Annotated in this window: 25 protein-coding genes; 7 read left to right on the top strand and 18 right to left on the bottom strand. The window is 49.9% G+C overall.

Annotated features, from left to right (window positions below):
* Positions 1-19: 19 nt before the first annotated feature.
* From N8M53_RS14940 to N8M53_RS14950, 3 genes are all read left to right on the top strand, one after another.
* Positions 20-403 (top strand): cytochrome b562, encoded by a 384-nt coding sequence (locus N8M53_RS14940; RefSeq protein WP_269580143.1) that lies wholly within the window; start codon positions 20-22, stop codon positions 401-403.
* A gap of 38 nt (positions 404-441) precedes the next feature.
* On the top strand, positions 442-1,179 hold the full coding sequence (locus N8M53_RS14945; protein WP_269580144.1) for a lipoate--protein ligase family protein: 738 nt from the start codon (positions 442-444) through the stop codon (positions 1,177-1,179).
* A 65-nt stretch (positions 1,180-1,244) separates the two neighbouring features.
* On the top strand, positions 1,245-1,976 hold the full coding sequence (locus N8M53_RS14950; protein ID WP_269580145.1) for a glutamine amidotransferase-related protein: 732 nt from the start codon (positions 1,245-1,247) through the stop codon (positions 1,974-1,976).
* Positions 1,977-2,069: 93 nt separating this feature from the next.
* On the opposite strand, the gene pcp is transcribed toward N8M53_RS14950, so the two are convergent.
* The 4 genes from pcp to N8M53_RS14970 all read right to left on the bottom strand — a co-directional run bounded on the left by pcp (position 2,070) and on the right by N8M53_RS14970 (position 5,197).
* Positions 2,070-2,714: a pyroglutamyl-peptidase I gene (gene pcp, locus N8M53_RS14955; RefSeq protein WP_269580146.1), complete on the bottom strand. Its 645-nt coding sequence runs from the start codon at positions 2,712-2,714 to the stop codon at positions 2,070-2,072.
* 74 nt (positions 2,715-2,788) lie between these two features.
* Positions 2,789-3,928 carry a peptide-methionine (R)-S-oxide reductase MsrB gene (gene msrB, locus N8M53_RS14960; protein WP_269580147.1) on the bottom strand — a complete coding sequence of 380 codons (1,140 nt, stop codon included), beginning with the start codon at positions 3,926-3,928 and terminating at the stop codon, positions 2,789-2,791.
* 120 nt (positions 3,929-4,048) lie between these two features.
* Positions 4,049-4,759 carry an LrgB family protein gene (locus N8M53_RS14965; RefSeq protein WP_069589951.1) on the bottom strand — a complete coding sequence of 237 codons (711 nt, stop codon included), beginning with the start codon at positions 4,757-4,759 and terminating at the stop codon, positions 4,049-4,051.
* A 6-nt stretch (positions 4,760-4,765) separates the two neighbouring features.
* The gene (locus N8M53_RS14970) at positions 4,766-5,197 is read right to left on the bottom strand and encodes a CidA/LrgA family protein (protein ID WP_046075946.1); all 432 of its coding nucleotides are present in this window, start codon (positions 5,195-5,197) and stop codon (positions 4,766-4,768) included.
* Between the two features lie 413 nt (positions 5,198-5,610).
* Between N8M53_RS14970 and N8M53_RS14975 the strand changes: the two genes are divergently transcribed.
* The 3 genes from N8M53_RS14975 (at position 5,611) to N8M53_RS14985 (ending at position 8,132) form a co-directional block, all read left to right on the top strand.
* Positions 5,611-5,874: a helix-turn-helix domain-containing protein gene (locus tag N8M53_RS14975; RefSeq protein WP_051503382.1), complete on the top strand. Its 264-nt coding sequence runs from the start codon at positions 5,611-5,613 to the stop codon at positions 5,872-5,874.
* Positions 5,875-5,886: 12 nt separating this feature from the next.
* A complete protein-coding gene (locus N8M53_RS14980; protein ID WP_269580148.1) occupies positions 5,887-7,134 on the top strand; it encodes a type II toxin-antitoxin system HipA family toxin in 1,248 nt (415 codons plus the stop codon).
* A gap of 98 nt (positions 7,135-7,232) precedes the next feature.
* A complete protein-coding gene (locus tag N8M53_RS14985; protein ID WP_025674566.1) occupies positions 7,233-8,132 on the top strand; it encodes a LysR family transcriptional regulator in 900 nt (299 codons plus the stop codon).
* Here N8M53_RS14985 and N8M53_RS14990 read toward each other — a convergent pair.
* From N8M53_RS14990 to folM, 13 genes are all read right to left on the bottom strand, one after another.
* Positions 8,076-8,303, bottom strand: a complete 228-nt coding sequence (locus tag N8M53_RS14990) for a JAB domain-containing protein (RefSeq protein WP_269580149.1) — start codon at positions 8,301-8,303, stop codon at positions 8,076-8,078. The two genes, N8M53_RS14985 and N8M53_RS14990, sit on opposite strands and share 57 nt — an antisense overlap.
* A 42-nt stretch (positions 8,304-8,345) precedes the next feature.
* On the bottom strand, positions 8,346-14,252 hold the full coding sequence (locus tag N8M53_RS14995; RefSeq protein WP_269580150.1) for a DUF4011 domain-containing protein: 5,907 nt from the start codon (positions 14,250-14,252) through the stop codon (positions 8,346-8,348).
* 219 nt (positions 14,253-14,471) lie between these two features.
* Positions 14,472-15,032, bottom strand: a complete 561-nt coding sequence (locus tag N8M53_RS15000; RefSeq protein WP_269580151.1) for a hypothetical protein — start codon at positions 15,030-15,032, stop codon at positions 14,472-14,474.
* Positions 15,033-15,141: 109 nt separating this feature from the next.
* Positions 15,142-15,543 (bottom strand): hypothetical protein, encoded by a 402-nt coding sequence (locus N8M53_RS15005; RefSeq protein ID WP_269580152.1) that lies wholly within the window; start codon positions 15,541-15,543, stop codon positions 15,142-15,144.
* A gap of 247 nt (positions 15,544-15,790) precedes the next feature.
* Positions 15,791-16,672, bottom strand: coding sequence for a metal ABC transporter permease (locus N8M53_RS15010; protein WP_152798562.1), 882 nt, complete (start codon positions 16,670-16,672; stop codon positions 15,791-15,793).
* Positions 16,669-17,514, bottom strand: coding sequence for a metal ABC transporter permease (locus N8M53_RS15015; protein WP_269580153.1), 846 nt, complete (start codon positions 17,512-17,514; stop codon positions 16,669-16,671). The genes N8M53_RS15010 and N8M53_RS15015 overlap by 4 nt, the downstream gene beginning before the upstream one ends.
* Positions 17,511-18,392, bottom strand: a complete 882-nt coding sequence (locus N8M53_RS15020; RefSeq protein WP_102504549.1) for an ATP-binding cassette domain-containing protein — start codon at positions 18,390-18,392, stop codon at positions 17,511-17,513. The genes N8M53_RS15015 and N8M53_RS15020 overlap by 4 nt, the downstream gene beginning before the upstream one ends.
* Complete coding sequence (locus N8M53_RS15025) at positions 18,379-19,281, bottom strand: metal ABC transporter substrate-binding protein (protein ID WP_269580154.1); 903 nt, start codon at positions 19,279-19,281, stop codon at positions 18,379-18,381. The genes N8M53_RS15020 and N8M53_RS15025 overlap by 14 nt, the downstream gene beginning before the upstream one ends.
* 207 nt (positions 19,282-19,488) lie before the next feature.
* Positions 19,489-20,196 carry an HAD family hydrolase gene (locus tag N8M53_RS15030; RefSeq protein WP_269580155.1) on the bottom strand — a complete coding sequence of 236 codons (708 nt, stop codon included), beginning with the start codon at positions 20,194-20,196 and terminating at the stop codon, positions 19,489-19,491.
* A 103-nt stretch (positions 20,197-20,299) separates the two neighbouring features.
* Positions 20,300-20,869, bottom strand: a complete 570-nt coding sequence (locus N8M53_RS15035) for a YceI family protein (protein ID WP_269580156.1) — start codon at positions 20,867-20,869, stop codon at positions 20,300-20,302.
* Positions 20,866-21,405, bottom strand: coding sequence for a cytochrome b (locus N8M53_RS15040; protein ID WP_269580157.1), 540 nt, complete (start codon positions 21,403-21,405; stop codon positions 20,866-20,868). Before N8M53_RS15040 ends, N8M53_RS15035 begins: the two co-directional genes overlap by 4 nt.
* Before the next feature lie 111 nt (positions 21,406-21,516).
* Positions 21,517-21,882 (bottom strand): dihydroneopterin triphosphate 2'-epimerase, encoded by a 366-nt coding sequence (gene folX, locus N8M53_RS15045; RefSeq protein ID WP_046075930.1) that lies wholly within the window; start codon positions 21,880-21,882, stop codon positions 21,517-21,519.
* Between the two features lie 21 nt (positions 21,883-21,903).
* Complete coding sequence (folM, locus tag N8M53_RS15050) at positions 21,904-22,602, bottom strand: dihydromonapterin reductase (RefSeq protein WP_269580158.1); 699 nt, start codon at positions 22,600-22,602, stop codon at positions 21,904-21,906.
* Positions 22,603-22,795: 193 nt separating this feature from the next.
* On the opposite strand from folM, the gene N8M53_RS15055 reads away from it, so the two are divergent.
* Positions 22,796-23,392, top strand: coding sequence for a DNA-3-methyladenine glycosylase I (locus N8M53_RS15055; protein ID WP_269580159.1), 597 nt, complete (start codon positions 22,796-22,798; stop codon positions 23,390-23,392).
* On the opposite strand, the gene N8M53_RS15060 is transcribed toward N8M53_RS15055, so the two are convergent.
* Complete coding sequence (locus N8M53_RS15060; protein ID WP_269580160.1) at positions 23,383-23,853, bottom strand: C40 family peptidase; 471 nt, start codon at positions 23,851-23,853, stop codon at positions 23,383-23,385. The two genes, N8M53_RS15055 and N8M53_RS15060, sit on opposite strands and share 10 nt — an antisense overlap.
* Positions 23,854-24,180: the final 327 nt, after the last annotated feature.

Below are 24,180 nucleotides of genomic sequence, written 5' to 3' on the forward strand. Positions count from 1 at the left end.
ACAACTAGATGGAGCAAAAATGAAGAAAGTCATACTCACGGGCGCGATGGCGGTGCTGCTGTCGTTGAACGTTTCAGCCTCTGAGCTCAAGCCGATCATGAAAGAAATGAAAATGACCTTTAAAGAGGCGGCGAGCGCACAAAGTATCGACGCCATGCAAGCCCCGGTTGCGAAATTAGAAACCCTGGTCGCGAAAGCCAAAGCGGGCAGCTACCCACCGGAAAAAGCGGATACCTTTATGGAAGGGTTCGATAAATTGGCGGTGACCTTGGATAAGATTGATACCGCACTGAGCGAAGGCGATCTTGACCGAGCAAAACAAGGAATGCGCCAAATCGATGCCTTGCGTGAAGAGTACCACGACAAACGCAACCCAAGCATTTGGCAGCGTTTGTTCGGTTAATAGCCGAATAATAGGAATATAACGATAGCGAGTGCACGATGGCGACTCAAAAAACGATTTTGCGTTATCCCTCGCTGTCGGTGGCGTCTGCATTTGAGAAAGAGCAGGCGCTGATCCACCGAGTAGAGCAGGGCGAACTCAACGAGGCATTACTGCTTTGGCAGCCAGATGCGCAAACCTTGGTGCTGCCAGCAGGCCAAAAATGGCCCCAAACGCCTGAATTGCGTCGCGCCCTATCAGCGTTAGGTTGGCAAATACAAAGCCGCCGAACAGGCGGGGCGCCGGTGCCGCAACTACCCGGCGTGATCAACGTGTCTTACCTGACGGTGTGGCCGAATAACACCCCTTATCATATCCAAACGGCGTACCAGTATTTTTGCACCATTTTACAGTCGTTTTTCCATCAGTTAGGCATTACGACCACGGTGGGTGACACGCCTGGTTCGTATTGTGATGGTGACTACAACCTCAATATTGCGGGCAAAAAAGTGGTGGGCACCGCCCAGCGTATCCTGCGTTTAGGCACGGGCGCAGGCGATGCCAAACAAACGGTGATGTTGGCGCAAGCGTGTTTGCTGATTGATGCCGATTGCCAACATATTGTTGCCCCTGTATCGCTGTGTAATCAGCTTTGTGGTCACCCCGAACGCATAGAGGCCGAGGTGCATACCCCATTATCGGCGCACCTAGATGAACTGCCGACAACCGAACAACTGTTTCAGCTGCTGACTCAAGCGTTTGTGGCGCGCCCGCCACTCGTGGAGGGCAAGGCTTGAGGCCGACGCTCAATATAGTATGCTTAGCCGCAATCGTGCCTAAAACAAATCCCAAGGAGTGAGGAATGCGCGTCCATCTTGTTATTCACGAGGCGTTTGAAGGCCCAGGAGCCATACTAGATTGGTGTGACGAGCGTGCCTATCATGTGACCGCCAGTCATTTGTATCGGGGCGAGCCGTTGCCAGAAAGCGGTGAGGGCATTGATCTGCTGGTGGTACTCGGCGGGCCGCAAAGTCCAGATATGCCACAGTCTGAGTGTCCGCATTTCGATAGCCAACGCGAGCAAGCGCTGATTAAGCAGTGTATCGAACAAGGCAGCGCGGTGTTAGGGATTTGCCTCGGCGCGCAACTGATTGGTGAAGCCTTGGGCGCGCCGTATCAGAAAAGTCCTGAGCCCGAGATTGGCTACTTCCCCATCCAATTAAGCGAAGATGGCCACATCGACGAGCACATTCCGCACTTCGCGCCGCAAGAAATTGTGGGCCATTGGCACAATGATATGCCGGGGCTGACACCAAATAGTCGTGTATTGGCTAGCAGCGAAGGCTGTCCGCGCCAGATCGTGAAGTACGGACCCCGGGTGTATGGCTTTCAATGCCACCTTGAGTTGACGCCTCTGGCGGTTGAAGGCTTACTGCAAGCCGCCTATCCAGAGGGTGAGGCCGCTAACAAGCGCTTTATTCAAGACCCTGCCTCCATTCGCGCCTTTGATACGGCACCGATGAATGCGCACTTGTTTGCCTTTCTCGATAGCGTGCTGACTGACAACGATCTCGTCACTGAGTGGCTGTTTTAAGCAATTAGGTTAGGAGCACGGTAACCGCCACTGTGCTCCGCCTGCTAGGCGTCATTGTTTGAGCTCCATCGTCTGAGCGCCATCTAACGCGTGTTAGTGCAACATTCCTTCACATACGGCGGTGACATCATCATCCAATAAACTCAACTCGATGGCTATTTTCATCGCTGCCACCACATCACCCACCGGCATGCTCGGGGCGCGGTGTTTGCACGCTTGTGCTGGGCTGTACGGAATATGAATAAAGCCGGCGCGTACCTCGGTGTGATGAGCCAGCGCATGCATCAAGCCATAAAACACGTGGTTACACACAAAGGTGCCCGCGGTGTAAGAAACACTGGCTGGATGATGCGCTTCGTTCAATGCGTTCACTAAACGGTTGAGGGGCAAGGTAGAGAAATACGCAGTGGGCCCAGATGGCACCACCGGCGTATCATGCGGCTGCTTACCGGCGTTGTCGGGAATGGGCGCGTCCTGATAATTGATCGCGACCTTCTCTAAGCTTATCTCTGCGCGACCACCGGCTTGGCCAAGGGCGATCACCATTACCGGACTGAGCGATTCTAGCGCGCTGTATAACGTCGGTAAGCTGTCTGCAAAGGTGCAGGGCAGGCGCACGGCTTTAACAATGCACTCCTCATTAGGCTGCCAGCCTTCTAATGCTTTTGCTACTTGCCAAGACGGGTTATCACTCTCGCCGCCGAAGGGTTCAAATCCGGTTATCAATATCGTGTGCATCCAATGCCTCGCATAAAAAAGCGGTAGAGCTGTACTCTACCGCAGGTTTACAAGCCAATCACGCAAAGGTTGGTTTATTCAAACAGATAGAGATAATCCTCATAACCGGCATCGGCCATTTTATCGACGGGCACAAAGCGCATCGCGGCTGAGTTCATGCAATAGCGCAAGCCGGTGGGGGCGGGACCATCCTCAAACACATGGCCAAGGTGCGAATCGGCGACTTTGCTGCGGACCTCGGTGCGTGTGTAGAACAGGGAGTTATCCGGCTTGGTAACCACATACTGCTCATTGATGGGCTGTGTGAAGCTTGGCCAGCCAGTACCGGATTTGTATTTATGAGTAGAGGAGAACAGCGGCTCGCCCGATACGATATCCACATAAATCCCCGCTTGCTTGTTGTCCCAATATCGATTGCGGAACGCGGGTTCAGTGCCGTCTTCTTGAGTGACTTCGTACTCAATGTCTGACAACATCGCGCGGATTTTTTCATCCGAGGGGCGCGAGTAGCGAGTATTCGTTGATGTCATCTCTTCCGCTTTTTGCGCATCAATCATCTCACGCAAGGTGACCGGATTGTCTTTGCGATCGTCACCAAAAATCTCGTCCAGATACTGGTCACGCCCTGATGCATAGCGATAGTAGCTATAGCGAATGCTGTGGTTTTTGTAGTAATCCTGATGATAGCTTTCTGCTGGCCAAAATTTCTCGAACGGGATTAACTCGGTTTTCAGCGGCTTTTTGAACACGCCTAACGCTTCAATTTCCGCCATAAAATCCGCGGCAATTTGTTTTTGTGTTTCAGAGCGATAAAAGATCGCGGGACGATATTGCGGGCCACGGTCAACGAACGAGCCTTGGTCATCGGTGGGGTCGATATGACGGAAAAACTGATCCAGCACCTGTTCATAATTCACGACGTTAGGATCATAGGTGACATCAATCACCTCAATGTGTCCACTGGTGCCGGACGAGACCTCTTTATAGGTGGGGTTTTTAAGCTCACCGCCTGAGTAGCCAGACACCACATCAATCACACCGTTGAGCTTTTCAAGATCAGATTCTGTACACCAAAAGCAGCCGCCCGCAAGGGTCGCTTTTTGGTAACCTTGGTCTGTGGTGGCGGTATCTTTCACCGCCGCATAACTTGCTATCGATAGCAAACTGAACGCTGTAAACGCGATAACGCGCCACATTGATTTGTGCTGTTTCATGATCGCCTCGTTATTAGGGTTGGTGAGGATAAAGACCTGCGTGCCAAGCAGAAACTTTCATCCTCTCCCACTTTTCTGTTGTTACAGATAACGTAGCGCAGAAAAGCCCTTAGCGATCACCTACCAAAGCAGCTGACCCAACACAGGGGCAAGCAACACAGTGACCATGCCAGCAATCATCATCACTACACTCGACACCACCCCTTCGGCATGGCCTATTTGATAAGCTTTAGCGGTGCCTGCTCCGTGTGCTGATGCGCCCAAACTTGCGCCGCGTCCTAAGCGCGAGCGAATCGCAATCACGGTCAGAATACTTTCACCAATCGCCATGCCAATCACCCCAGTGAGAACCACAAAGAGCGCAGTGAGATCGCTTTGCCCGCCAATCGCTTTGGTGGCTTCGACGGCAAAAGGGGTGGTGATTGAGCGCATCGCCAAACTGCGTTGCAGCAGTTCAGACAGCTCAAACACCCGCGCTAGCACCACAGTACTGGTAATCGCGACCAGCACCGACACAGTGACACCGATTGACAGGGATAACCAATGGCGGCGGATGAGCGCGCGGTTATCATACACAGGGATCGCAAACGCCACAGTCGCCGGACCCAGCAGCCACAGCAGCCAGTAGGATTGCGCCATGTAGTCTTGATACGGAATATTAAACCCGACTACCACCGCGACAATCAGCAAGGGCGCGAGCAACAATGGCATCACCAGAATCGAGGGATGACGGCGATACAGCCATTTACTCATGTAATAAAAGCCAAGGGTCATTAAAAAGCAGGTAACGCTTAATAACGAGGCGTGAAGCCAAGCAGGTAAAGCAGACATCATGGCTTAGCACTCCGGTTTTAAATCAGGATGATGCGTGTGGTGATGATTACTGCGGCGGCGCGCCATTTTAACCTCAAAACGATACACCTTATCGACCACCCAAGCGGTTGACGCAATCACCATCGCGGTACTTAAAATCAGAACAACCATGATCTTACCGCCTTCTTGCAGCAATAAATCTTGGTAGTTGACCACCGCCACCACCGCCGGCACAAAAAACAGCAACATCTCGGCTAACAGCCACGCCGCCCCGCGGCGCAACCAATCGGCACGGACAATTTTCAACATCAATGCGCCTAATAACAGCAACATACCGGTGAGGTTGGCCGGTAGTGGAATAGCAAAGGTTGTGACCAACCAATCAGACAAAAACCAAATGCCTGCTAAGACAAAGACTTGCAGTAAGGTAAGTAAGGCGTTTTTAATCAATTGCATCGAAGGCGTGCCAAGAATCTGTGAGATGGCTCATAGTTTACGTCTTGGCGGAGAGTGAATAAAGTGACTTTTTTTTATTTAAGCTATGCCAAAATGGCATGATTTGTTGAGCGATAAAGCTGCGTTAGCGACGACCTAGTCCCGTGAGGAATCAGTTTTTCGTCATACATGCCTGGCGTTAAAGTGAAACTATAATTTCATATATTTTCTTAAAAATAATTTATAGTTTCATTTGTTAACAGTCCGTCATGTTGTCTTTGACAAAATAGAGTCTTAGCGGGTTGCCTTTGATCCCATGATGATATGAAACTATAATTTCATGAATTGGACTTATATCGAGTTTTAGTTTCATTATGATGAAGTATGATAAGGAAGCGCCGCCCAAACGCGGTGCCACTGTGTTCCCGCGGCAGATGAAAATATTGCATCAATTGGGTGAAAACATCTTATTGGCGATGAAACGTCGAGGGATCAGTCAAGATAGAATGCATCAGCGCACAGGGATCTCGAAACCAACGCTACGAAAAATCACAAAAGGCGATCCGACAGTGTCGTTGGGCCATTATGTTAATGTGCTCGCCGTACTAGGTTTGTTAGACGATCTAGGTAAAGTCGCGCTCGATGATGAACTTGGTAGGAAACTGCAAGATATCGAGTTGTTGAAAACGAGACGATAGGGCATCAAACGAATGGAAATCTTTGTCTACGCCGATTGGATTGAAACTGAGCCGCCCTTGTTTATTGGGACACTGAGAGCATCGCGAATCCGTGGTAAAGAGCATTTCAGCTTTTGCTATGACAAGACCTGGCTTAAATCTAAGTATGTTTCTCAAATCGACCCTTGCCTTCATTTATATAGTGGCGAGCAGCACGCTGAAGATGACAAAAACTTCAAGATATTCTTGGATTCTTGCCCTGATCGATGGGGGCGCTTGCTGATGCAACGTCGAGAGGCTGTTATAGCCCGCATTGAGGGACGTAGAGCGAACACATTATACGAAACCGACTATCTCCTCGGTGTTCATGACTCTTTTAGAATGGGCGCTTTAAGGTTTTGCACCGAGCATGGTGGCAATTTTCTTGACGACAATGACGATCTGGCGGCTCCAGCTATGACTTCACTCGCGGAGCTAGAATGTGCAGCGCAAGGCATCGAGGACAAACCCGACTTTGATAATCCTGACTACCTTAAATGGTTGAATATGCTTATCTCGCCAGGGTCATCGTTGGGCGGAGCTAGGCCGAAAGCTTCTGTAAGAGATGTCGATGGTACTTTATGGTTGGCAAAATTTCCAAGTCGATATGACGATTATGATATTGGCCTGTGGGAATACTTGGTGTACCAAATGGCCTTGGACTCAGGGATCAATATGGCTGAATGTAAGGTGCAGGCCATTGGCTCAGACCACCATATTTTCTTGACTAAACGATTTGATCGTACCGATGACGGTAGGAGACTGCAATTTACGTCAGCAATGACACAGCTTGAATATTTCGATGGCAATGATGATGGAGCGAGCTACTTAGAGTTAGCGGAATTTCTTATCCAGAACGGTTCTAATACGCGGGCGGATTTGGCACAGCTTTGGAGGCGTATACTGTTTAATATCATGGTTGCCAATAGTGACGATCACCTACGTAATCATGGCTTTATTTTTGACACGACAGGTTGGCGACTGTCACCCGCCTACGACATCAATTCAACACAACATGCCCACGGTCTGCACTTAAATATTGACGACAAAGATAATGCTTTAGATATTGACCTAGCGTTTGAGGTGGCGGAGTACTTTCAACTTGATGTGAAAACAGCTGATAAAATTTATCGTCAAGTCGCCCAGGCCGTGTCTAAATGGGAGTGCTTGGCAAAAGAAGCAGGTATCAAACGCGGTGAGCGAGACTTGATGAGAGACTGCTTCATGTTACCGAAAGCGTAACCTAGTGACGTATGGTAAGAAGTGCCAGTTCCTCTGCTTTTTTCGCCATCAACTATGCCAAAATGGCATGGTTAACGATTAGATTTTAAGGGCCGTTTATGGATATTCGTGCGTTGCGCTATTTTATTGCCTTGGTGGAAAAGCAGAGCTTTACTGCCGCATCGGCGTCGTTGCATGTGACGCAACCGACAATCAGTAAAATGGTGCGTAACCTTGAGCAAGATGTGGGTCAGCCGTTGTTGCACCGAGAGGGAAGGCGGTTTTGGTTAACCGATGCTGGAGAGGTGGTGTATCAGCGCGCGCAGAGCATTATTGCTGAGTTCGAGCAGCTAAATACCGAGCTGGACGATCTCAACCAACTGGCGCGCGGTCAGCTTAGATTGGGGATGCCACCGATGATAGGGCCGCTGTATGCCAATGTGTTGCGTGAGTACCGTCAGCGCTACCCAAATGTCGCGCTCAGTATTGTTGAATACGGGGGGCGGCGCACCGAACAAGCGCTGATCAATGGTGAGATTGATGTGGCAATCACCATGCTCACTGACACCCAGCCTGAGTGCTTACAAAGCTTACCCTTACAAACTCACCCCATTTATGCAGTGCTGCCTAACCAAGCCGCGTGGCGTGCGCAAAAAAGCCTGACATGGCAGGCAGTAAAAGACGAGCCGTTTTATCTATATAGCGCCGAATTTACCTTAAGCGATCGGATTATTGCCCGCTGTGAAGAGCATGGTTATCAGCCGACCATTGCCGCGCGTAGCAGTCAGTGGGATTTTTTAGCCGCCTTGGTGAAAAGTGGTGCTGGGGTGGCGTTTTTACCTGCGCCCTTATGCCAGCGCCTTAGTGCCAGCTTGGAAGACAGTGAGTTATTACTAGTAAAGCCGATAAGCCCAGCGATTGAATGGCAACTCGGCTTAGTCTGGCACGGCGAGCGTTATGTCTCACGCACCGCCGAGGCCTGGATGCAGTTGTGCCAGTCGACAGAGGTGCATCGATAGACTCAGTTCTTTGGTAAACTTGTCAGTGATATGGCGATTTGCCTGTGATGGCTTGGCAATCCTCGAACGGTGGTTGTTCACAAAGATAACGGCTGCTGCATTGGCACTCAGTGCCGCCTTCGCTACTTCACGTGGATAGTTAGGCGTAGCGCCAATGGTGCCAAAGGACAAGATATCGAACTGAATAAGCCAGTCTATACGCTTACAAGGCCATCAGCCAGATTCAATTCTATCTACCCATTTCTGGAATATTGTCGCTGTTGAACTGTGACGGCGAGCTATCTGAAACTCGCAGAACAACCAATCGATAGGATCGTTAGGCTGGGCGGTTAGTGCTGCGCGAGCAACACCTAATTGCTCTTGATAACAGAGTTCCTTCCAATCACGTTCCACGCCGAACGCGAACAATCCTCGCCATGGAATCTCATCGCTAACGTCATTTGGAGAAAGCCATACTGTTGTGCGTTCTTCTCCTTCGCGCCAGAAACCTGCCCAATCTTTGATGACATCACGTAGGTGCTGCCTTTGTTTGCGGGAACTTCGATTCAGCCCATGTTTATGCGCGATGTCGAGCGTCAGCTCATGTAATGTAATGCCGTTTTTTCGTTCCAATATCGATTTAGCTAGATGACTTAGATTCATTCGATGCTCTACCTGAAAATAACGATCTTTGTCATAACAGGGTAGGTCAGCCAAGGCATCCTCGAGCTGTGGCAGGGCCTCCGCGTATTCATTACCACGATCTCCTGCCGCTTCTTGATCTCGTTCGACTGGAAAATAAGGTGTGATTCCCGCCACTGTATGAGCTTCAACCTGCTCTGATTCTGTCTCGGTTTTGGATTCATTGACCAAAGTGTCTGCCTCTAACACCTCTGAGTCGCTAGTATCTCCTTCGGCCGATGTTTGATCTTGCTCTCGATCTGCTGTTAGGAGAGCTTCAAGATTTTCATGAAGCTTTTTCATTACATATTCCGGGTCCTGGAAGTAATTCGTTGACCATAATCGGAGGATCCGCCAACCCAAGTTCTCAAGAATTATCTGACGAACACGATCGCGGTCTCTGGCAGATGGTGAGCTATGATAGGTCGCACCATCACACTCAATACCAGCAAGATACTCGCCTGGTTTATCTGGATGGATGATTCCAAGGTCGACACGAAATTTTGATACGCCGACTTGTGTCTGAACTTTCCAACCATTCGCACGGAGATGTATGGCCACTGCCTGCTCAAAATCGGAGTCGAACTGATCAACCCCATAGTTTGCGAAGCTAAATTCGGCTAGCGCGACGGGACCACGTTCTGCGAACTCCAGATAGTTTTTGAGGTGTTCAACCGCCGTCGCCTGTGTTCTCGATAAATCCACCATGGACGAGTCGAAACTTGAGAAGACCAATACTTCGGTTGTAGCTCGCGTTATTGCGACGTTCAAGCGACGTTCACCACCTTGTTTATTGAGTGGCCCGAAGTTCATACTCATGGTGCGACCACCCGGCTCCGTTGGTCCATAAGTCAATGAAAGAACAATGATATCTCGCTCGTCACCTTGCACGGATTCGAGGTTCTTCACAAAAACTGGATCAAACGAACCAGTCGTCGTAAAGAAGCACTCCAAGTTCGGGTTTCCGCGTCGCGCTTCATCTAGGAGATCCTCGATTAGTCGCTGCTGCTGAGAGTTAATTGTGACGATACCCATCGATTTTGTAGGCTGTTCGTCGTTAAGCATACGTTCTAAACGACGCACAACCTCCCTCACGATCGCCTGTGCCTCAATTGAGTTGGTTTGTCCACGTCCTTTAGCGTAGACACCGTTTACACGATGCAGACACACAGCACTTTGTTTCGTTTCTGCTGAGGGAAAAGTGGTTAGTTGATTCTCATAATAGTGAGAGTTCGAAAACGCAATTAACGTCTCATGACGGCTGCGGTAGTGGCCTGTTAAACGGATATGGGGTAAACGTGCCGCAAGAGCTTGGTCCAATATGGATTCCAGGTCGCCTTCGTCGGAGTCCTCTTCTTCCTTGCGCCCGAATGTATTGCTAGGAGGCATCTGCTTGGGGTCTCCTACAACCACCACATTCTTTCCTCGGGCAATTGCACCTACAGCGTCCCATGTCGTGATTTGAGATGCTTCATCGAATACGACTAGATCAAACAGTGCAAAATCAGCGGGTAAGAATTGAGCCACTGATAGTGGCGACATCATAAAGCAAGGCACCAAGTCAGTTAGGGTACTACCCATTTCGTTGACTAGAGCTCTGACAGGCTTGTGCCGCGATTTTTTCGTAAGCTCCCGCGCCAACACACCGTACTCGGGAGGTGTATTTGATGCATTGCGATCAGGCACATTGCCGGCTGTTTTTGCGAAAATGAATTCAGCGGTTGTTTTAGATACATCGGCATCAAGCTCCCTGAATCGCTCAATCGTCGATTCATGAGACGCTCCCGCGAACTGAACGAGGTATGGGCTTTGATCAATAAGCTTGGGTGCCAACCAGACACACAAGGCAGTCATGGCATTGTTTTCGCAGTCTTTCGGTAAAATTACTCGACTTTCGAGCGCAGTCGACAGCGGTTCGAGTTCATAAAGCGATGCCTTTCTCTTCATGGCTAACCATCGACACCAGCGATTCAAGCGCTGACCTTGCTCTCTAATTGATCGGAAGTCGGTACCAACCTTGATGAGCTCATGATCAGTATTGACGGTGATATTTAACTTTTCTGCGTCGCTGATCAACGACGCTAGCGCCTGGCTGTCTTCATCCAAACTACGTGACGCGGTTACGATCTTAGAACTCTCTGATAAGAAATCTCGCCCGTCCACCAGCTGTTTCCTGAGTACACTAGACGCATCGATAGGGTCAGAAAAGGCGCCAACAAGCCTTCTAAAGAGAGTGAGCGCTGTTTCGCCCTTGTCGAGTGTGTTGGTCAGTTTATTCGCATCGGCATCGATTCCCGGCCAAGCAGATGTGCTGCCAATATTCGACGAAACGGACTTTAATTTCTTGAGTATTTCCCTGGCCTCGATCCCAGACTCTAGTACCGATAGGTCATCAACTTTGTCCAGCCCGGCGGATCTGATGGTTTTGCGCAGGCTAAAACGTTTAATGAACCCAAAAAAACCAGTAGCCTCATTTCGACGACTAATCCATTGTTCCCAATCACACTCTTCGAGCATTTGCCATTTGAGGTTATATCCGAATGACGCAACCTTCTCATGTAATTGACGGTGCAATGCAACACTGTCACTCAATGCTTTTATACGTGCTGGGCCGCCATTCTGAAGTGCGAAATCGACTTCTCCCGTCATCACCAAGTCGCAAAGTGCACTGAGGCTCGATAACTGAGAGACAGTACGCGTCGAGAGAGAATCGGTTTGTAAACCGATTGCCGAGAGCAACGTATCGGCACTTGAACGTGATCGCTCGGCTGCAATCTCTATCCGTTTCGCAAGAGAAATTACTTCGGCTTGCCACTGATTAGAAAACTCTACGTGAGATATTGAGGCGAAGATATTCGGATCAAGATCTTCAATGTCCCCAAAAGCAATCCCCAACTCGCTCGCGGTTTTTAAATAGGGCTCAAGATCCGCTTCAGTTTTAACAGGCGCTTGTGATAACTCGTCGCTCCAAGCGAGTCTCAACGGATGCTCGTGTTCAAAACGAATAGCGCGCGCCATGGCATCACGTGCAGAAAGGCCAAGTGCATGCTGACGATGGAGTTCAGCTACGTATTTGTTTAGACCCTCACGAACCTCTTCGAGCTTCTGTGCTTTGCTTATCCAGTCGGTCTGAACTGCAGATTCACGATGAGACCAAGCGGCCCCCAACTGATCCAAAACAGATTTTTTGTTTGCTTTATTGGAGTGTAGCTCCAGGCACAGGTGTGCGAGTCCAGCTTTCTCCATCCTACGATATACAACTTGCAGTGCTGCCATTTTCTCGGCGACGAAAAGTACCTTCCGCCCCACAGCAATATTGTGACAAATGAGATTGGCAATCGTCTCCGATTTACCAGTTCCGGGTGGTCCCTCCAATACGAAGTCCTGTGGATGTGTGGAAGCATCTACAGCGACCATTTGAGATGCGTCACAATTAAAAGGAGCGTAGAAGGATTCAGGTCTAATCTTTTCATCTACTTGATCAAGCTTGATGAAGGCTCCTTGTTGCTGGTAAGCATCAGCCGGGTTGTCAACTAAATGTTTTACAAAGGGGCTTTGCTTCAGGAGCTCAGTTCGCTCTTTGAGATCCTTCCACATCAAATATTTTGCAAACGAGAAAGAGCCGAGAACAATTTCCTCGACTACAATGAATCCAGGCTGCTCTTTGATTGCAGCGCGAACAATGTTCCAAACCTCTTCAACGTCTACCCCAGATTCATCTTCAGGGAGTTCATGGCGCAGACGATCAAGATTAATGTCGTAATCTATCTGCAGCATCTCGATGAGCGTGAGGTTAAATATAGGCTCCTCGTCCGGTAATTGACGCATTTTTACGGGAGCTTGGGCGCTACGACGCTCCAGCTTAACTGGCAACAAGATCAATGGAGCACGGAACGATTTATCGCTTTCAGGAATCTCTTTCCAGCGCAGCATGCCGATTGCAAGAAAAAGGGTATTGCTGCCGCCTTCTTCGAGATCGTTTTTAGCTTTACGGAGTAAATCAACTAGTTTTGCGTCTTTGCGTTTAACTGTGTCATTGATGATTAGCTTTTTGTTGTTCAGCTGTTGAAGTGCAAATTCGCGGTGAAGGTCGGCTCCTGTATTCAGGCGAAATACCTCAGCACTTCGTGCTTTATCAACCAAAGGAGTCTCCTCGGCTGAAATAAAGCTAAAGATCTGGTCAGCGGCCAGCATGTCTTCAAGGCTCGCCAGGTCAGGGCAAAAGAGCTTTAATGCAGAGCTTTTGACGTTAAGAAGTGGGTTTCGCTTGGTAAGATCCAACAGCTTACGTTGCCACGTATCGACACGGGTGTGCGGTGCATCCTCAATCACGCGCTCATCAGTCCGTACAGGTGGTAGAGCAGGCGCTGCATCTATACCTAGTGTTGTAGAGGAATGGCCGTTTTCACCCAATCGGGTATCCGCATTTGTTTTTTCCTCAACCACTCCGATTGGCTTAACCCGTCTCGCCCGTGCCTGCTTTATGTCGATCAGCATCACGAACTCAGACTCGTGATCTTCTTCGAGTAACGTCTTCGCACGTTCAATAGCCTGCTTAAAGGTAACCGGAGTATCGTTTGTGATTAGCGTGGTCTCAAACATCACAATATCTGAGGTATCCATGCGTTTTCGTAGATCGATAGGGTCATCGTTCGTAAGAATTGGGAAGCATTCGTCTATTAACCAAAAGCCAGCGAAAGCATGGCTTTTGGTGAGTGCTATCACAGGGTTTAGCCCCATATTTTCCAGGCAACTGGCAAAAAGCACTGAGGTATCGAGACATGCGGCCGTTTTGTGTTCGAGAATATCTGCAGCAGGGCGGATTCGTTGGCCCAACTTTGCCCACCCATTTGGAGGTGACAGGTACATTAGCCTTTCATTGAATAGAGTCGACCAGAGAGCTGAACCAAAAAGGAACGGGCGCTCTCGCGTATTTGACTGATAGCCATCTATCGCACTATTCCGCCCAGTACTTCTTAAACTTTGTGCAACACAGCTGGTGATTGACTCGACGGTATGTATATTTGGTTGCACAAAAGCGGCCAATAGTTCGGCCTGTCTAGACTCTCCGCCCCAGTAATCAGCAGGTAGGACATTAACTTGATGATTAGTACAGAGCTCCTGAGTAGTGCCCGCAGCGTCGACATATGAAACTGAGAACATCAATCGGACAACCACTTCTTCAGTGAGTCCCGCAAGCTTTTCGTAATGGGGTTTTAACGGCCGATCTTGGAGCTTAATCGATTGACCCGATTCAAGGCGATCAATTAACCATTCCTCAGGTTCAACGAATTGCGGCTCACATATCAGCTTAACGCGAATGTCCCTGACGTGTTTCGCAACAGTATTTCCAGCATCTTCTGGGCAGGTAACTAATACCCGTTTTAGCAATGGATATGCATTCTGTTGTGCTGCCAAAGAAAACGTTGGAGCTACCTCGGTATGGATGGATAAAGTCACGTGTCCTCCGGCTGCGAATTTGAATATACACGCTGGGTTTGTTTATGCATGGTATGCATGTGCTATGCTTGTGTTGTCCATTAGGCATTCATTATATTACTTCGAATCATTTATCGTAATGGCTAAATCATCGTTCTATACGTATTTGCCTGCTGTCAATGCCAGTAGTGGAGAGCGACAATAGAGCATAGCTAATTGGCTGTCCAGCTGACCACCTTGCTAACTTTTGAATCCGAACTGACTATACTCATAAGCCAAGTCTGAGTGATTTTCACGAAACCAATTTACATCCGAGTCCCAGTGAGAGACGGCAACCTCATAACCTCTTCGCGAGCGTCTCTGATTCGCAAGCATAGACAAATGGCTTTGAATCTTAGAAAACCTTTTACTGGTACCAGGCTCCCCCCACTCTAGGGCATATTGGAGAGGCACAATTGACGGGATCTCTGCGTACCAAGTAAAGTAGATGATCTCGCGCCGCAGACGCTCAGGCAGCCCATTCGTTTTGCCGACTTTGTACCCAAAACAAGCAAGTGGTGAAAATTCATGCATCGATTCAAACGTCCCAGGGTTCTCCTGGTATTCAGCTTTAAACTGAGACAATGCTCTTTGCATGTGTTTCGGGAGCGGCTTCTGCATCTCCCGCAAGCGCTTTTCCTGTAATTCCGCATTCTTTTCAGCGTAAAACCGTCCCTTTTTCTTCTTCTTAATTTGGGTAATTATCCAGATATAGGCTGCAACGACCAGGATAGCTAGTAGGAGTATGTCCTCAAACTCCATAACTCAAAATCTCCTTAGGGCTAGCTGGCCAAATTTAACACCCACAAACAGGAACACATTTTCCGTTTCTGAGCGCAACAAAGAAATCATATCCCATTGCCTTGGTTTGTTAATTGCTAACAATACTTGGTATTAGGTAAGCACACGTCACAATAATTGATATTGTCAAAGTTATATATGAGGGATGAACAAGCCAGTAGCGCTTTCGTTTATAGTTCTCGTTATTATTCCACGATCTCTCAGCTTGGGGTTTTTCAAGCTCTGTAGCTAAGGCAAAGAAACGCTGCGCATCAACTCTCAACTCATAAAGGCAAATAGCTACAGTTAGGACGAAACCTACCAACGCGGTTGCAAGCATCCACTTTTCTACGTGAGAGAGCGAACCTGCCTGAGTACTAGTGAGAGCAAAGAAAAACACACCGGTGGCACCGGATGAGACCGAAAGTATATATGCTCGCAGACGATTTCCCGCGTCTTTAGCTAACTCATGAAACTTTTCCACTTCGCTCATTGCTGGTGTCGGCACCTAACACGCCATTGAGTTGGTAGACTTGGAATTAGTCTATCAAGGGCTGTTTTGTTTTTCGTGCGCTATTGTCCAAAGTGTTAGGTAAGCCATATTTTGTGAGGTGGGTGCAAGAAGTTGGTTAGAGCGCCAAGGGACGAGTCGGGTTGGTGGGGTGGTGCGCGATTAGAACGAGGGCTCCGTTTCGCGCACTGCTCTGGTTGGGATGCGGTTGTGTCCGTCGCGATGCCGATTAGTGCGATTGCGCTGAATGCGTTGTCGCAGAGCGCGTTGCTTTTGTGGTTTGGTGCGTCGGCTGTGGGCGCTGTTGGTTGCGGTGGATTTGATATTGCTGCCACGCGAAGGTCACCACAAAACAGCCGGTGAGCAGCAATACAATGGTCGGGCCGGGTGCGCTGTCGAGGTAAAACGACAGGGTGACGCCGCCCACGGCGGTGACTAAAGCAATGGCACAGGCAATCCATAGCATGCGGCTAAATTGTTTGCTGAGCATAAAGGCGGTGACGCCCGGTGCAATCAACATCGCCACCACTAAGATAATCCCCACGGCATGTAACCCCGCCACAATGGTGGCAATCATTACCGAGAGCAGAAGCCAGTGAAGTTTCTGCACGGGGAGTCCGAGCACGCTGGCTTGTGCGGGGTCGAACGATAGCAGCATTAAATCTCGCCCTTTAAGCAGCACAAGCGCCAGCACGACTAAGCCGGTGATGGCGGCGGTGAGCAGCTGTTGGTGGTTAATCCCCAACAGGTTGCCAAATAGAATATGATCAAGGTGCAAATCAGACGGGAACTGGCCTTGCAAAATCAGCCCCAGCGCGAAAAAGCCAGAAAATACAATTCCCAGCAAGGTGTCTTCTTTCACACGGCTATTTTGTTTGAGCCAATGCACACTGGTGGCGCATGCAGATCCTGCGGCAAACGCGCCGACAATCAGCGGCAGGCCAAATAAGTTTGCTAGCACCAATCCCGGCAGCACCGCGTGTGCCACGGCGTCGCCAATTAATGACCAGCCTTTTAACACCAAATAGCAAGAAAGCAGCGCACAGGGCAGCGCTACCAAGACGGCCATCAGCAAGGCATCTTGCATAAAAGTCAGTTGATACGGATTCATTGCAGTGCCTCCTGACGTTTGGCGCGCCGCGCGAGGATCCCGTGTTTGGGGCCAAACACAAAGGCGGCTAAGAAGAGTCCCACTTGGGCCAGCACAATCAGTGCGCCGGCGTTAAGGTTAGCGAAATAGCTGATATACACCCCAAACAGTGAGGTGAGTGTACCGATGACACCACTCAGCACCAACACGGGCCCGAAGCGATCACTCAATAAATAGGCGGTGGCGCCGGGGGCGATCACCAAGCAAATCACCAAAAAGGCACCGACACTTTTAAGTGCCGCCATGGTGCAAGCGCTGAGCAGCGCAAAAAACAGCACTTTGAGCCCTACGACTGGCAAGCCAATGCAGCGGGCATGGCTTTCATCAAAAAAGGTCAGCATAAAATCACGCCATTTCACCGCCAGTACGGTGAGGCTCACCAAGGCAATGACTAGCATTTGCACCGCATCGAGTGGGGCAATGGCAAGTAAGTTGCCCAGCATAATTTGTTGAATATCGACCGCGACGGGCGAAATCGAGACCAGAAAGAGCCCGAAGGCGAAAAAGCTCGAGAAAATTAAACCGATGATCGCATCTTGTTTGATGTGGCTACGTTGGTGCAAAAACAGCATCACGCTCGCGGCCATGCCGCCGGCAACAAAGGCACCGAGTGAAAAGGGCAAGCCCAGAATATAAGCGCCGGCAACGCCCGGTACAATCGCATGAGAGAGGGCATCGCCCATCAGCGACCAGCCTTTGAGCATCAAAAAGGCAGAGAGCAAGCCGCACACGCAGCCAATCAAGGTGGTGACCAGCAATGCTTTTTGCATGTATTGATAGGCGAGGGGATCGAGTAAGCTCATTCGCGGCGCTCCTGCGCGCTTTGTTCGCGCTTGCCATACACCACCAAGGGCCGCTCGTCGTCGGAAATCACCGACAGCTCGCGCGGATCGGCGTCTTGGTGGAGCTGATCGCTAGGCATGACATACTGGCGCAGTTTGCCGCCAAAAATGGCACTCAGGTTCTCGGTGGTAAACACATGCTCAGTGTGTCCGCCTGCTACTACCGCGCGATTGACTAGGACGGTGCGATCGCAAAAGTCGGGTACGGTGCCAAGGTTATGGGTGGCGATTAAAATGGTTTTGCCCTCGTCTTTGAGCTCGAGCAGCAAACGCATAATCGACTCTTCACTGGTGACATCTACGCCAGTAAAAGGCTCATCCAGTAAAATCAGCGGGCTGTGCTGAGCCAGCGCGCGGGCGAGGAAAACGCGCTTTTTCTGTCCGCCGGACAGTTCACCAATTTGGCGCTGGCGAAATGCACTCATATCTACCCGAGCCAAGGCCTCATCCACCGCTTGATGATCCGCCGCTTTGGGGCGACGCATAAATGACATCTTGCCGTAGCGACCCATCATCACCACGTCTTCCACTAACACCGGGAACGACCAATCAATCTCCTCCGATTGAGGCACATAAGCGACCAAGCCTGCTTTTTGTGCTTGCTTGATCGGAGTGCCGTTGACTGCAATGCTGCCACTGCCGGGATTCACAAACCCCATGATCGCTTTAAACAAGGTGGATTTGCCGCTGCCATTGGCACCCACCAAGGCAGTAATGGTTTGCGCGGGTAGCGAGAAGCTGGCGTGTTCAAGAGCACACAGGCCGTTTCGATAGACGACACGTACCTCGTTGACATCTAACACACTGGGCGTGCCGTCGGTTAAATCATAGTGCGTCATGGCGCAACCCCGCTAACACGGTTTCTGTGGTAACTGTCAGTAAGGATAGATAGTCAGGCACGGGTCCGTCAGCTTGACTGAGCGAATCGACATATAAAATGCCGCCATAGTGTGCGTCGGTCTCCGCGGCGACTTGTTTGGCGGGGGCATCAGACACGGTGCTTTCGGAGAAGACAGCACGCACTTGGTGTTCTCGCACGGTATCAATCAGCGCGCGCACTTGTTGCGGTGTGCCCTGGCGCTCAGCGTTAATCGGCCATAAATAGGCTTCGTTGAGGTTCAAATCACGTGCCAGATAAGAAAACGCGCCTTCACTGCTCACCAACCAACGCTGGGCGTCGGGGACAGCGGATAAAGCATCTTGCGCACGCGCGAACACGGCTTGAATTTGTGCCTTGTAAGCTTTGGCATTGGCTTGGTAGTGCGTTTGGTTGGCAGGGTCGTACTTAATCAGGGCTTGCTCGATGTTATCAACGTATCGCATTGCATCAGAGGGCGACATCCACGCGTGGGGGTTGGGCTTGCCACGATACGGGCCCGAGGCAATCACAATCGGCTCCACCCCGTCAGATAAGATCACATTCGGCACCTTATCAATGTGCTGGAAAAAACGTTTGAACCAGCGCTCTAAGCCTAATCCGTTCCACATCACCACATCCGCACTTTGCGCACGCAGAATATCTCCCGGAGTGGGTTGGTAATTGTGGATCTCCGCGCCGGGTTTAGTAAGCGACACTACCTCGGCATGCTCGCCCGCTACGTTGGCGGCCATATCAGCCAGAATGGTAAAGCTGGTCACCACTTTTAGCTTGTCCGCGTGTTTTAATTGGTCGGCGTGCGCTATCGGAGAGAGCAAGAGCGCCGCAATAATTAGCAGGTGTTTTCTCATAAGCGTTAATCTCGTTCATTATGCGTGTGACTACGGCGTGAGGTCGCCAGCCGATCATACGTTAAAGATAACGGTTATGATAATCATTCTCAAGTAAGTATTGATAAAAAGGGCGCGGATAGCGCCCATTCATTGCTGTAATCGATCATTGCTGTAATCGATCATTGCTACAACCCATGTGGGGTTGCATACAGAGAGAACGCACATTCAATCACGAATGGTATCGTGCCTGGCCCATTCCATTATAGTCCAATCTTTCTCCTGCGCGTGCAGGCTTAAGTGTGGGTCGGGGTTGACTGCAAATGCATTATCAACTTGCTCAAGCAAGGGCACATCCCAGTGCGAATCACTGTAGCCGTAGGTATGGCCGACGGTGTCATGGCGGTCAGATAGCCATGCCTGCATGTAGTCATGCTTACCACGAAAATCGCGCACACAATGAGAAATGGAGCCGGTATACACCCCGTTTATGGTTTCGAGCTCAATCGCAATCACGGTATCGAGTTTGAGTAGTTCGCCAATCGGTCTTGCCAGGTGTGCGGCAGTATTAGACACCAGCACACAGTGATCACCACGGTTACGGTGCCATTCAATCCGCTCTAATGCTTGGGGCACCACGACTGGCGCGACCTGTCTATCGATAAAATCAGTGACCCAGCGCTCGACAGTTTGAGTCGATTGCCCCCTCACTGGCGTGAGCTGAACGTGCATGTATTGCTCAAGATTAATCCGCGCTTTTTTGAAATCGAGATAGGCTTGCCTTTCTTGTTCAACCACATTTTGTGGGGCGAGATCGCGCTGGCAAAGATACTCAAGCCACGCTTGCTTGGTGTCAGTGGCGATAAGGGTTTCGTCGAGATCGAAAAATGCGATGTTGATAGGTGCCGTCATAGCTAATTGCTGATTGTTTTTCATGCTGCCCATCCTAGACAACAACTATGACGATTGGGTTTCAGTATGCGACAAAAAAAAGCCTCGGAAGACCCGAGGCTTACTCATGATATCGACTGACGTTGGTTTACTGGCGAATACCTTCTACGTGCAGCTCCATATCAACATAGGTGGCAGGGCCCATGGTAGGAATACCGAAGTCTTCGAGTTCAAGACGGGTGTTACCCATAAAGCCTGCGCGGTAGTTGCCCCATGGATCTTCACCGTGGCCGACCAGTTCCGCGTCGATTTCAATCGGCTTGGTTTGGCCATGCAAGGTGAGATCGCCTGCAATGGTCATTGAGCCGTCGCCGTTGTCGGTGACGTTGGTGCTTTCAAAGGATGCTTGGCCATATTCGCCTACATCCAAGAAGTCACCGCTACGAATGTGCTTATCACGCTCAGCGTGGTTAGAATCGACACTGGTTGTATCAATCGTCACCGACACACTTGATGCGCCAATGTTATTTGGGTCGAATTCAAACTGGCCGTCAAACTGATTAAAGCGACCTTTGATAAAGCTGTAACCCAGGTGTGGCACTTTGAAGTTGACCGAGGCGTGTGCGCCCTTGGTGTCAATCATATAAGTGTCTGCAAGTGCAGGCCCAGATAAGAGTGTCGCGGCGCTCATTCCCATGGCTAACATGAGTTTTTTCATTTCGAGTTTCCTCCGATCATCTTCCGTAACGTATTGTCTTTATCAATAAAGTGGTGTTTAAGTGCCATGAGTGCGTGGCCGGCGGCCAACACAATCAAGGTAATGGCAACGTAGTAGTGTACGTCCCCAGCAATGTCTGACTGGTTAGGAAAAAGCTCACCGGCGCTTGGCACGGTAAACCAGGTGAAGACATCTATGCCTCGGCCATCTGAGGTTGAAATCAGATAACCAGAAACGAATAAAATGATGAGCAACAGGTAGATTGTATGATGTCCCGCTGTTGCCGCTTTCCGTTCCCACGTTTTGCCCTCTACCGCCGGCATGGTGTGAGTGACTTTCCACACCAATCTGACCAGCGTGGTGAGCGCAAGTAACAATCCGATTGATTTATGCCAATGCGGCGCGGTCTGGTACCAAGTGCTGTAATAACTGAGGTCGACCATCCAGAGACCAACAGCGAAAAGGCCGATAATCACAATCGTTGATAGCCAGTGTAGCGTACGCATCACCAGATCGTAGCCCGTTTTCGTTGTCATTGTTGTCGCCCCCATTCACTATTCATACACAGTATATAAGGTGAACGGTAATACATAACCGGCTCACCTTGAACAAGATGTTCGAATAATTCTAACGAACTCTTTACTGGGTTACGACTCGTCGGCGGTCCAGCTTAAACTGAGTGAAACTGAATCGGCGAAGCGGAGTGCGTGGGGCTTATCAATGGTGACTTGCGCATAACGCACCCAATGGTGGTCACGCGCAATGTCTAGTACGCCGGCGACAAGCTTCTCCAGCAATAAAAAGCGACCGTTTTCGACATAGTCGATGATCGCTTTAGTGATCACTTTGTAGTTAAGCGCATCATCCACGTTGTCTTCTTCACAGGCTTTGTGGCCGGGATAGTGGATCTCAACATTGATCACCACATCTTGCTTTTTCTCTTGCTCGTCGGGATTAAAGCCAATGTAAGTACGCAGGCGCAGGTTGGTAACTTTAATGACAGCGTCGTTCATAATCTTTCCCTGGTCACGAAATTACATGAGATGGCGTCCGCCATCCAACTTGATGGACTGGCCAGTCATATGCTGACTGGCGAGAATAAACTCGCAGGCGTTCACTACTTCCTGTTCGCCCGGTACGGTGCCCAAAATCGATTTACGGCGAGCTTTATCACGATAGGCCTCATCATCGCCCTCGTTAAACATGATCAGCGCAGGTGAAATGCTGTTTACTTTTATGTGTGGTGCTAATTTTTGTGCGAACGAGAGTGTGAGGTTTTCTAATGCGGCTTTGCTGGTTGCGTAGGCAGTGTGTTTTGCGCTGCCCTTTTGCGCGACATAGTCGGTGAGGTGAATAATATCACCTTGTTGCATCCAGCGGGCCGCGGCCATGTTAATCAGATAAGGCGTTTTGGCGTGAATTTGCATCATATTATCGAATAACGTGGCAATATCTTGGCTTTGCGTTTCGCTATCCCACGACGATGCGTTGTGTATGACGGTATCGAAGGTCGGATGCATCGCATCGAGTGACTCGATAAATGCGTAGACGCCCTCATCAGAGGAAAAGTCGGCTTGGAGACAGTGTGCGCCGCGTGCACGTAAGTCAGCCACTTGAGGCCGCTCGGTGCGATAAGATAGGGTCACTTGATGACCTTGATAAAGAAAGTGGCAGGCCAGTGCATAGCCGATACGCTGCCCGGCGCCAGTGATCAAGAGATGCTTTTTTGTCACAGGTTTTCCTTTCTGTTTATGGGTGTCATCAACAACACGGAGCAACGGTTCTATTACGTTTCATAAACTTATCGCGATCAAAGATAGCGTGATATTCAGTGAAACGATAGCCTTTGCATGGTTAAGTCGCTGATTTCGTGTCACAAGCAACAAAACGGCTGCGTAAATATGTATGACAAGGGTGAGGTTAAAGATGGACATTTGCCAATGGGCACAACAAAGCGAGGCTGAGCGGGCATACCACGATAGCGAGTGGGGCGTACCCACGTTTGATGATCAAGCGGTGTTTGAGTTTATTTGTTTAGAGGGCGCACAAGCAGGGTTAAGTTGGCGACTGATTTTGCAAAAGCGTGCGGCTTATCGCGCGGCTTTCTGTGATTTCGACTTCTATCAACTTGCAGACGTGGTTGAGCCGAATACCGCTGAGATCATGGCCAACCACGAGATTGTCCGCAATCGCTTGAAAGTGGCTTCTGTGTTTACCAATGCCAAGGCAGCGGTGAGGCTGGTGGAAGAGTATGGATCCTTGGCGAAGGCACTGTGGCAGTTCACTGGCGGCGTACCGATTGTGAATCAGCACCAATCAGATGCCGATGTGGCGACCGCGACCGACGAGTCCCGCGCCATGAGTCGCTTTTTGAAAAAGCGTGGGTTTAAGTTTGTGGGCGAGACGATTTGTTATTCGCTGATGCAAGCGCTCGGTATGGTCAATGATCATGTCGTCACGTGTCCGCGGTATCAACCCTGTTGCGAGCTGGCTGACTCGGTAAAAGCCTCGCCTCAGAAATAACGACGGAATTGCCAGAAGCGCGCTTGCCAATACGGGTTATCTAATCGTGACACTGTCACGCCCTTTGAGGAGGAAGCATGCATAAAACGCTGTCCACCCAGAAAGATGCCCACATGGCGAAGGCCGGGGCGAATATGAAAAAACACCAGATCCCCTTGGCGTGCGGATTGATAATCAATGGCATAGCCGGTTTTTGCTTGGCCGTGGGTGGTGCGCGGTAGTGGTGTGGCGAGCGCTTCTTGATAGACGCGTTGCGTATAGGCTGAGCAATCGATGCCTTGGCGTGAGGTACCTCCCCACCGATAAGGTGTGCCTTGCCACTGACGATAAAGTTGGGTGAGTGCTTGGTCTAGCGCTTGATCGCTAATCGTTTTGTCCGGTTTCGGCATGTCAGCTGTCGTTGCGGCGTCACGCTGCGTCGCACAGCCTGCCTGCAATAGGGCGATGAGCCCAAATATCATTACTTGCCTAGTGAAGGGAACAAATCTCAGCGTTTTCATCTGCACGTCTCAACTAATCATACCGCAACGTCTAGCCTGATATATCGCCACTATCATACGAGGATGTAAAGACTTATCACACGTTATACCTCATCTTTGAGTGTGCACTAGAGAAGTGCACGTACCATTTTGCGGTATGTTTTTTATTCTTTTTTTCATCACGATGCCCTTGGTTTCTTCGCCTTTTACGTATTCAAAGGGTTTTTTTCTCTGAATTCCTCCGTTGAGCAAAATAAAGGGAAGCGTCCCTTTTTTGGTGCGCTCTTGCACTATTTACTCTTTTGTCAT

It is taken from the genome of Salinivibrio kushneri (genome assembly GCF_027286325.1).
Taxonomy (GTDB): domain Bacteria; phylum Pseudomonadota; class Gammaproteobacteria; order Enterobacterales; family Vibrionaceae; genus Salinivibrio; species Salinivibrio kushneri_A.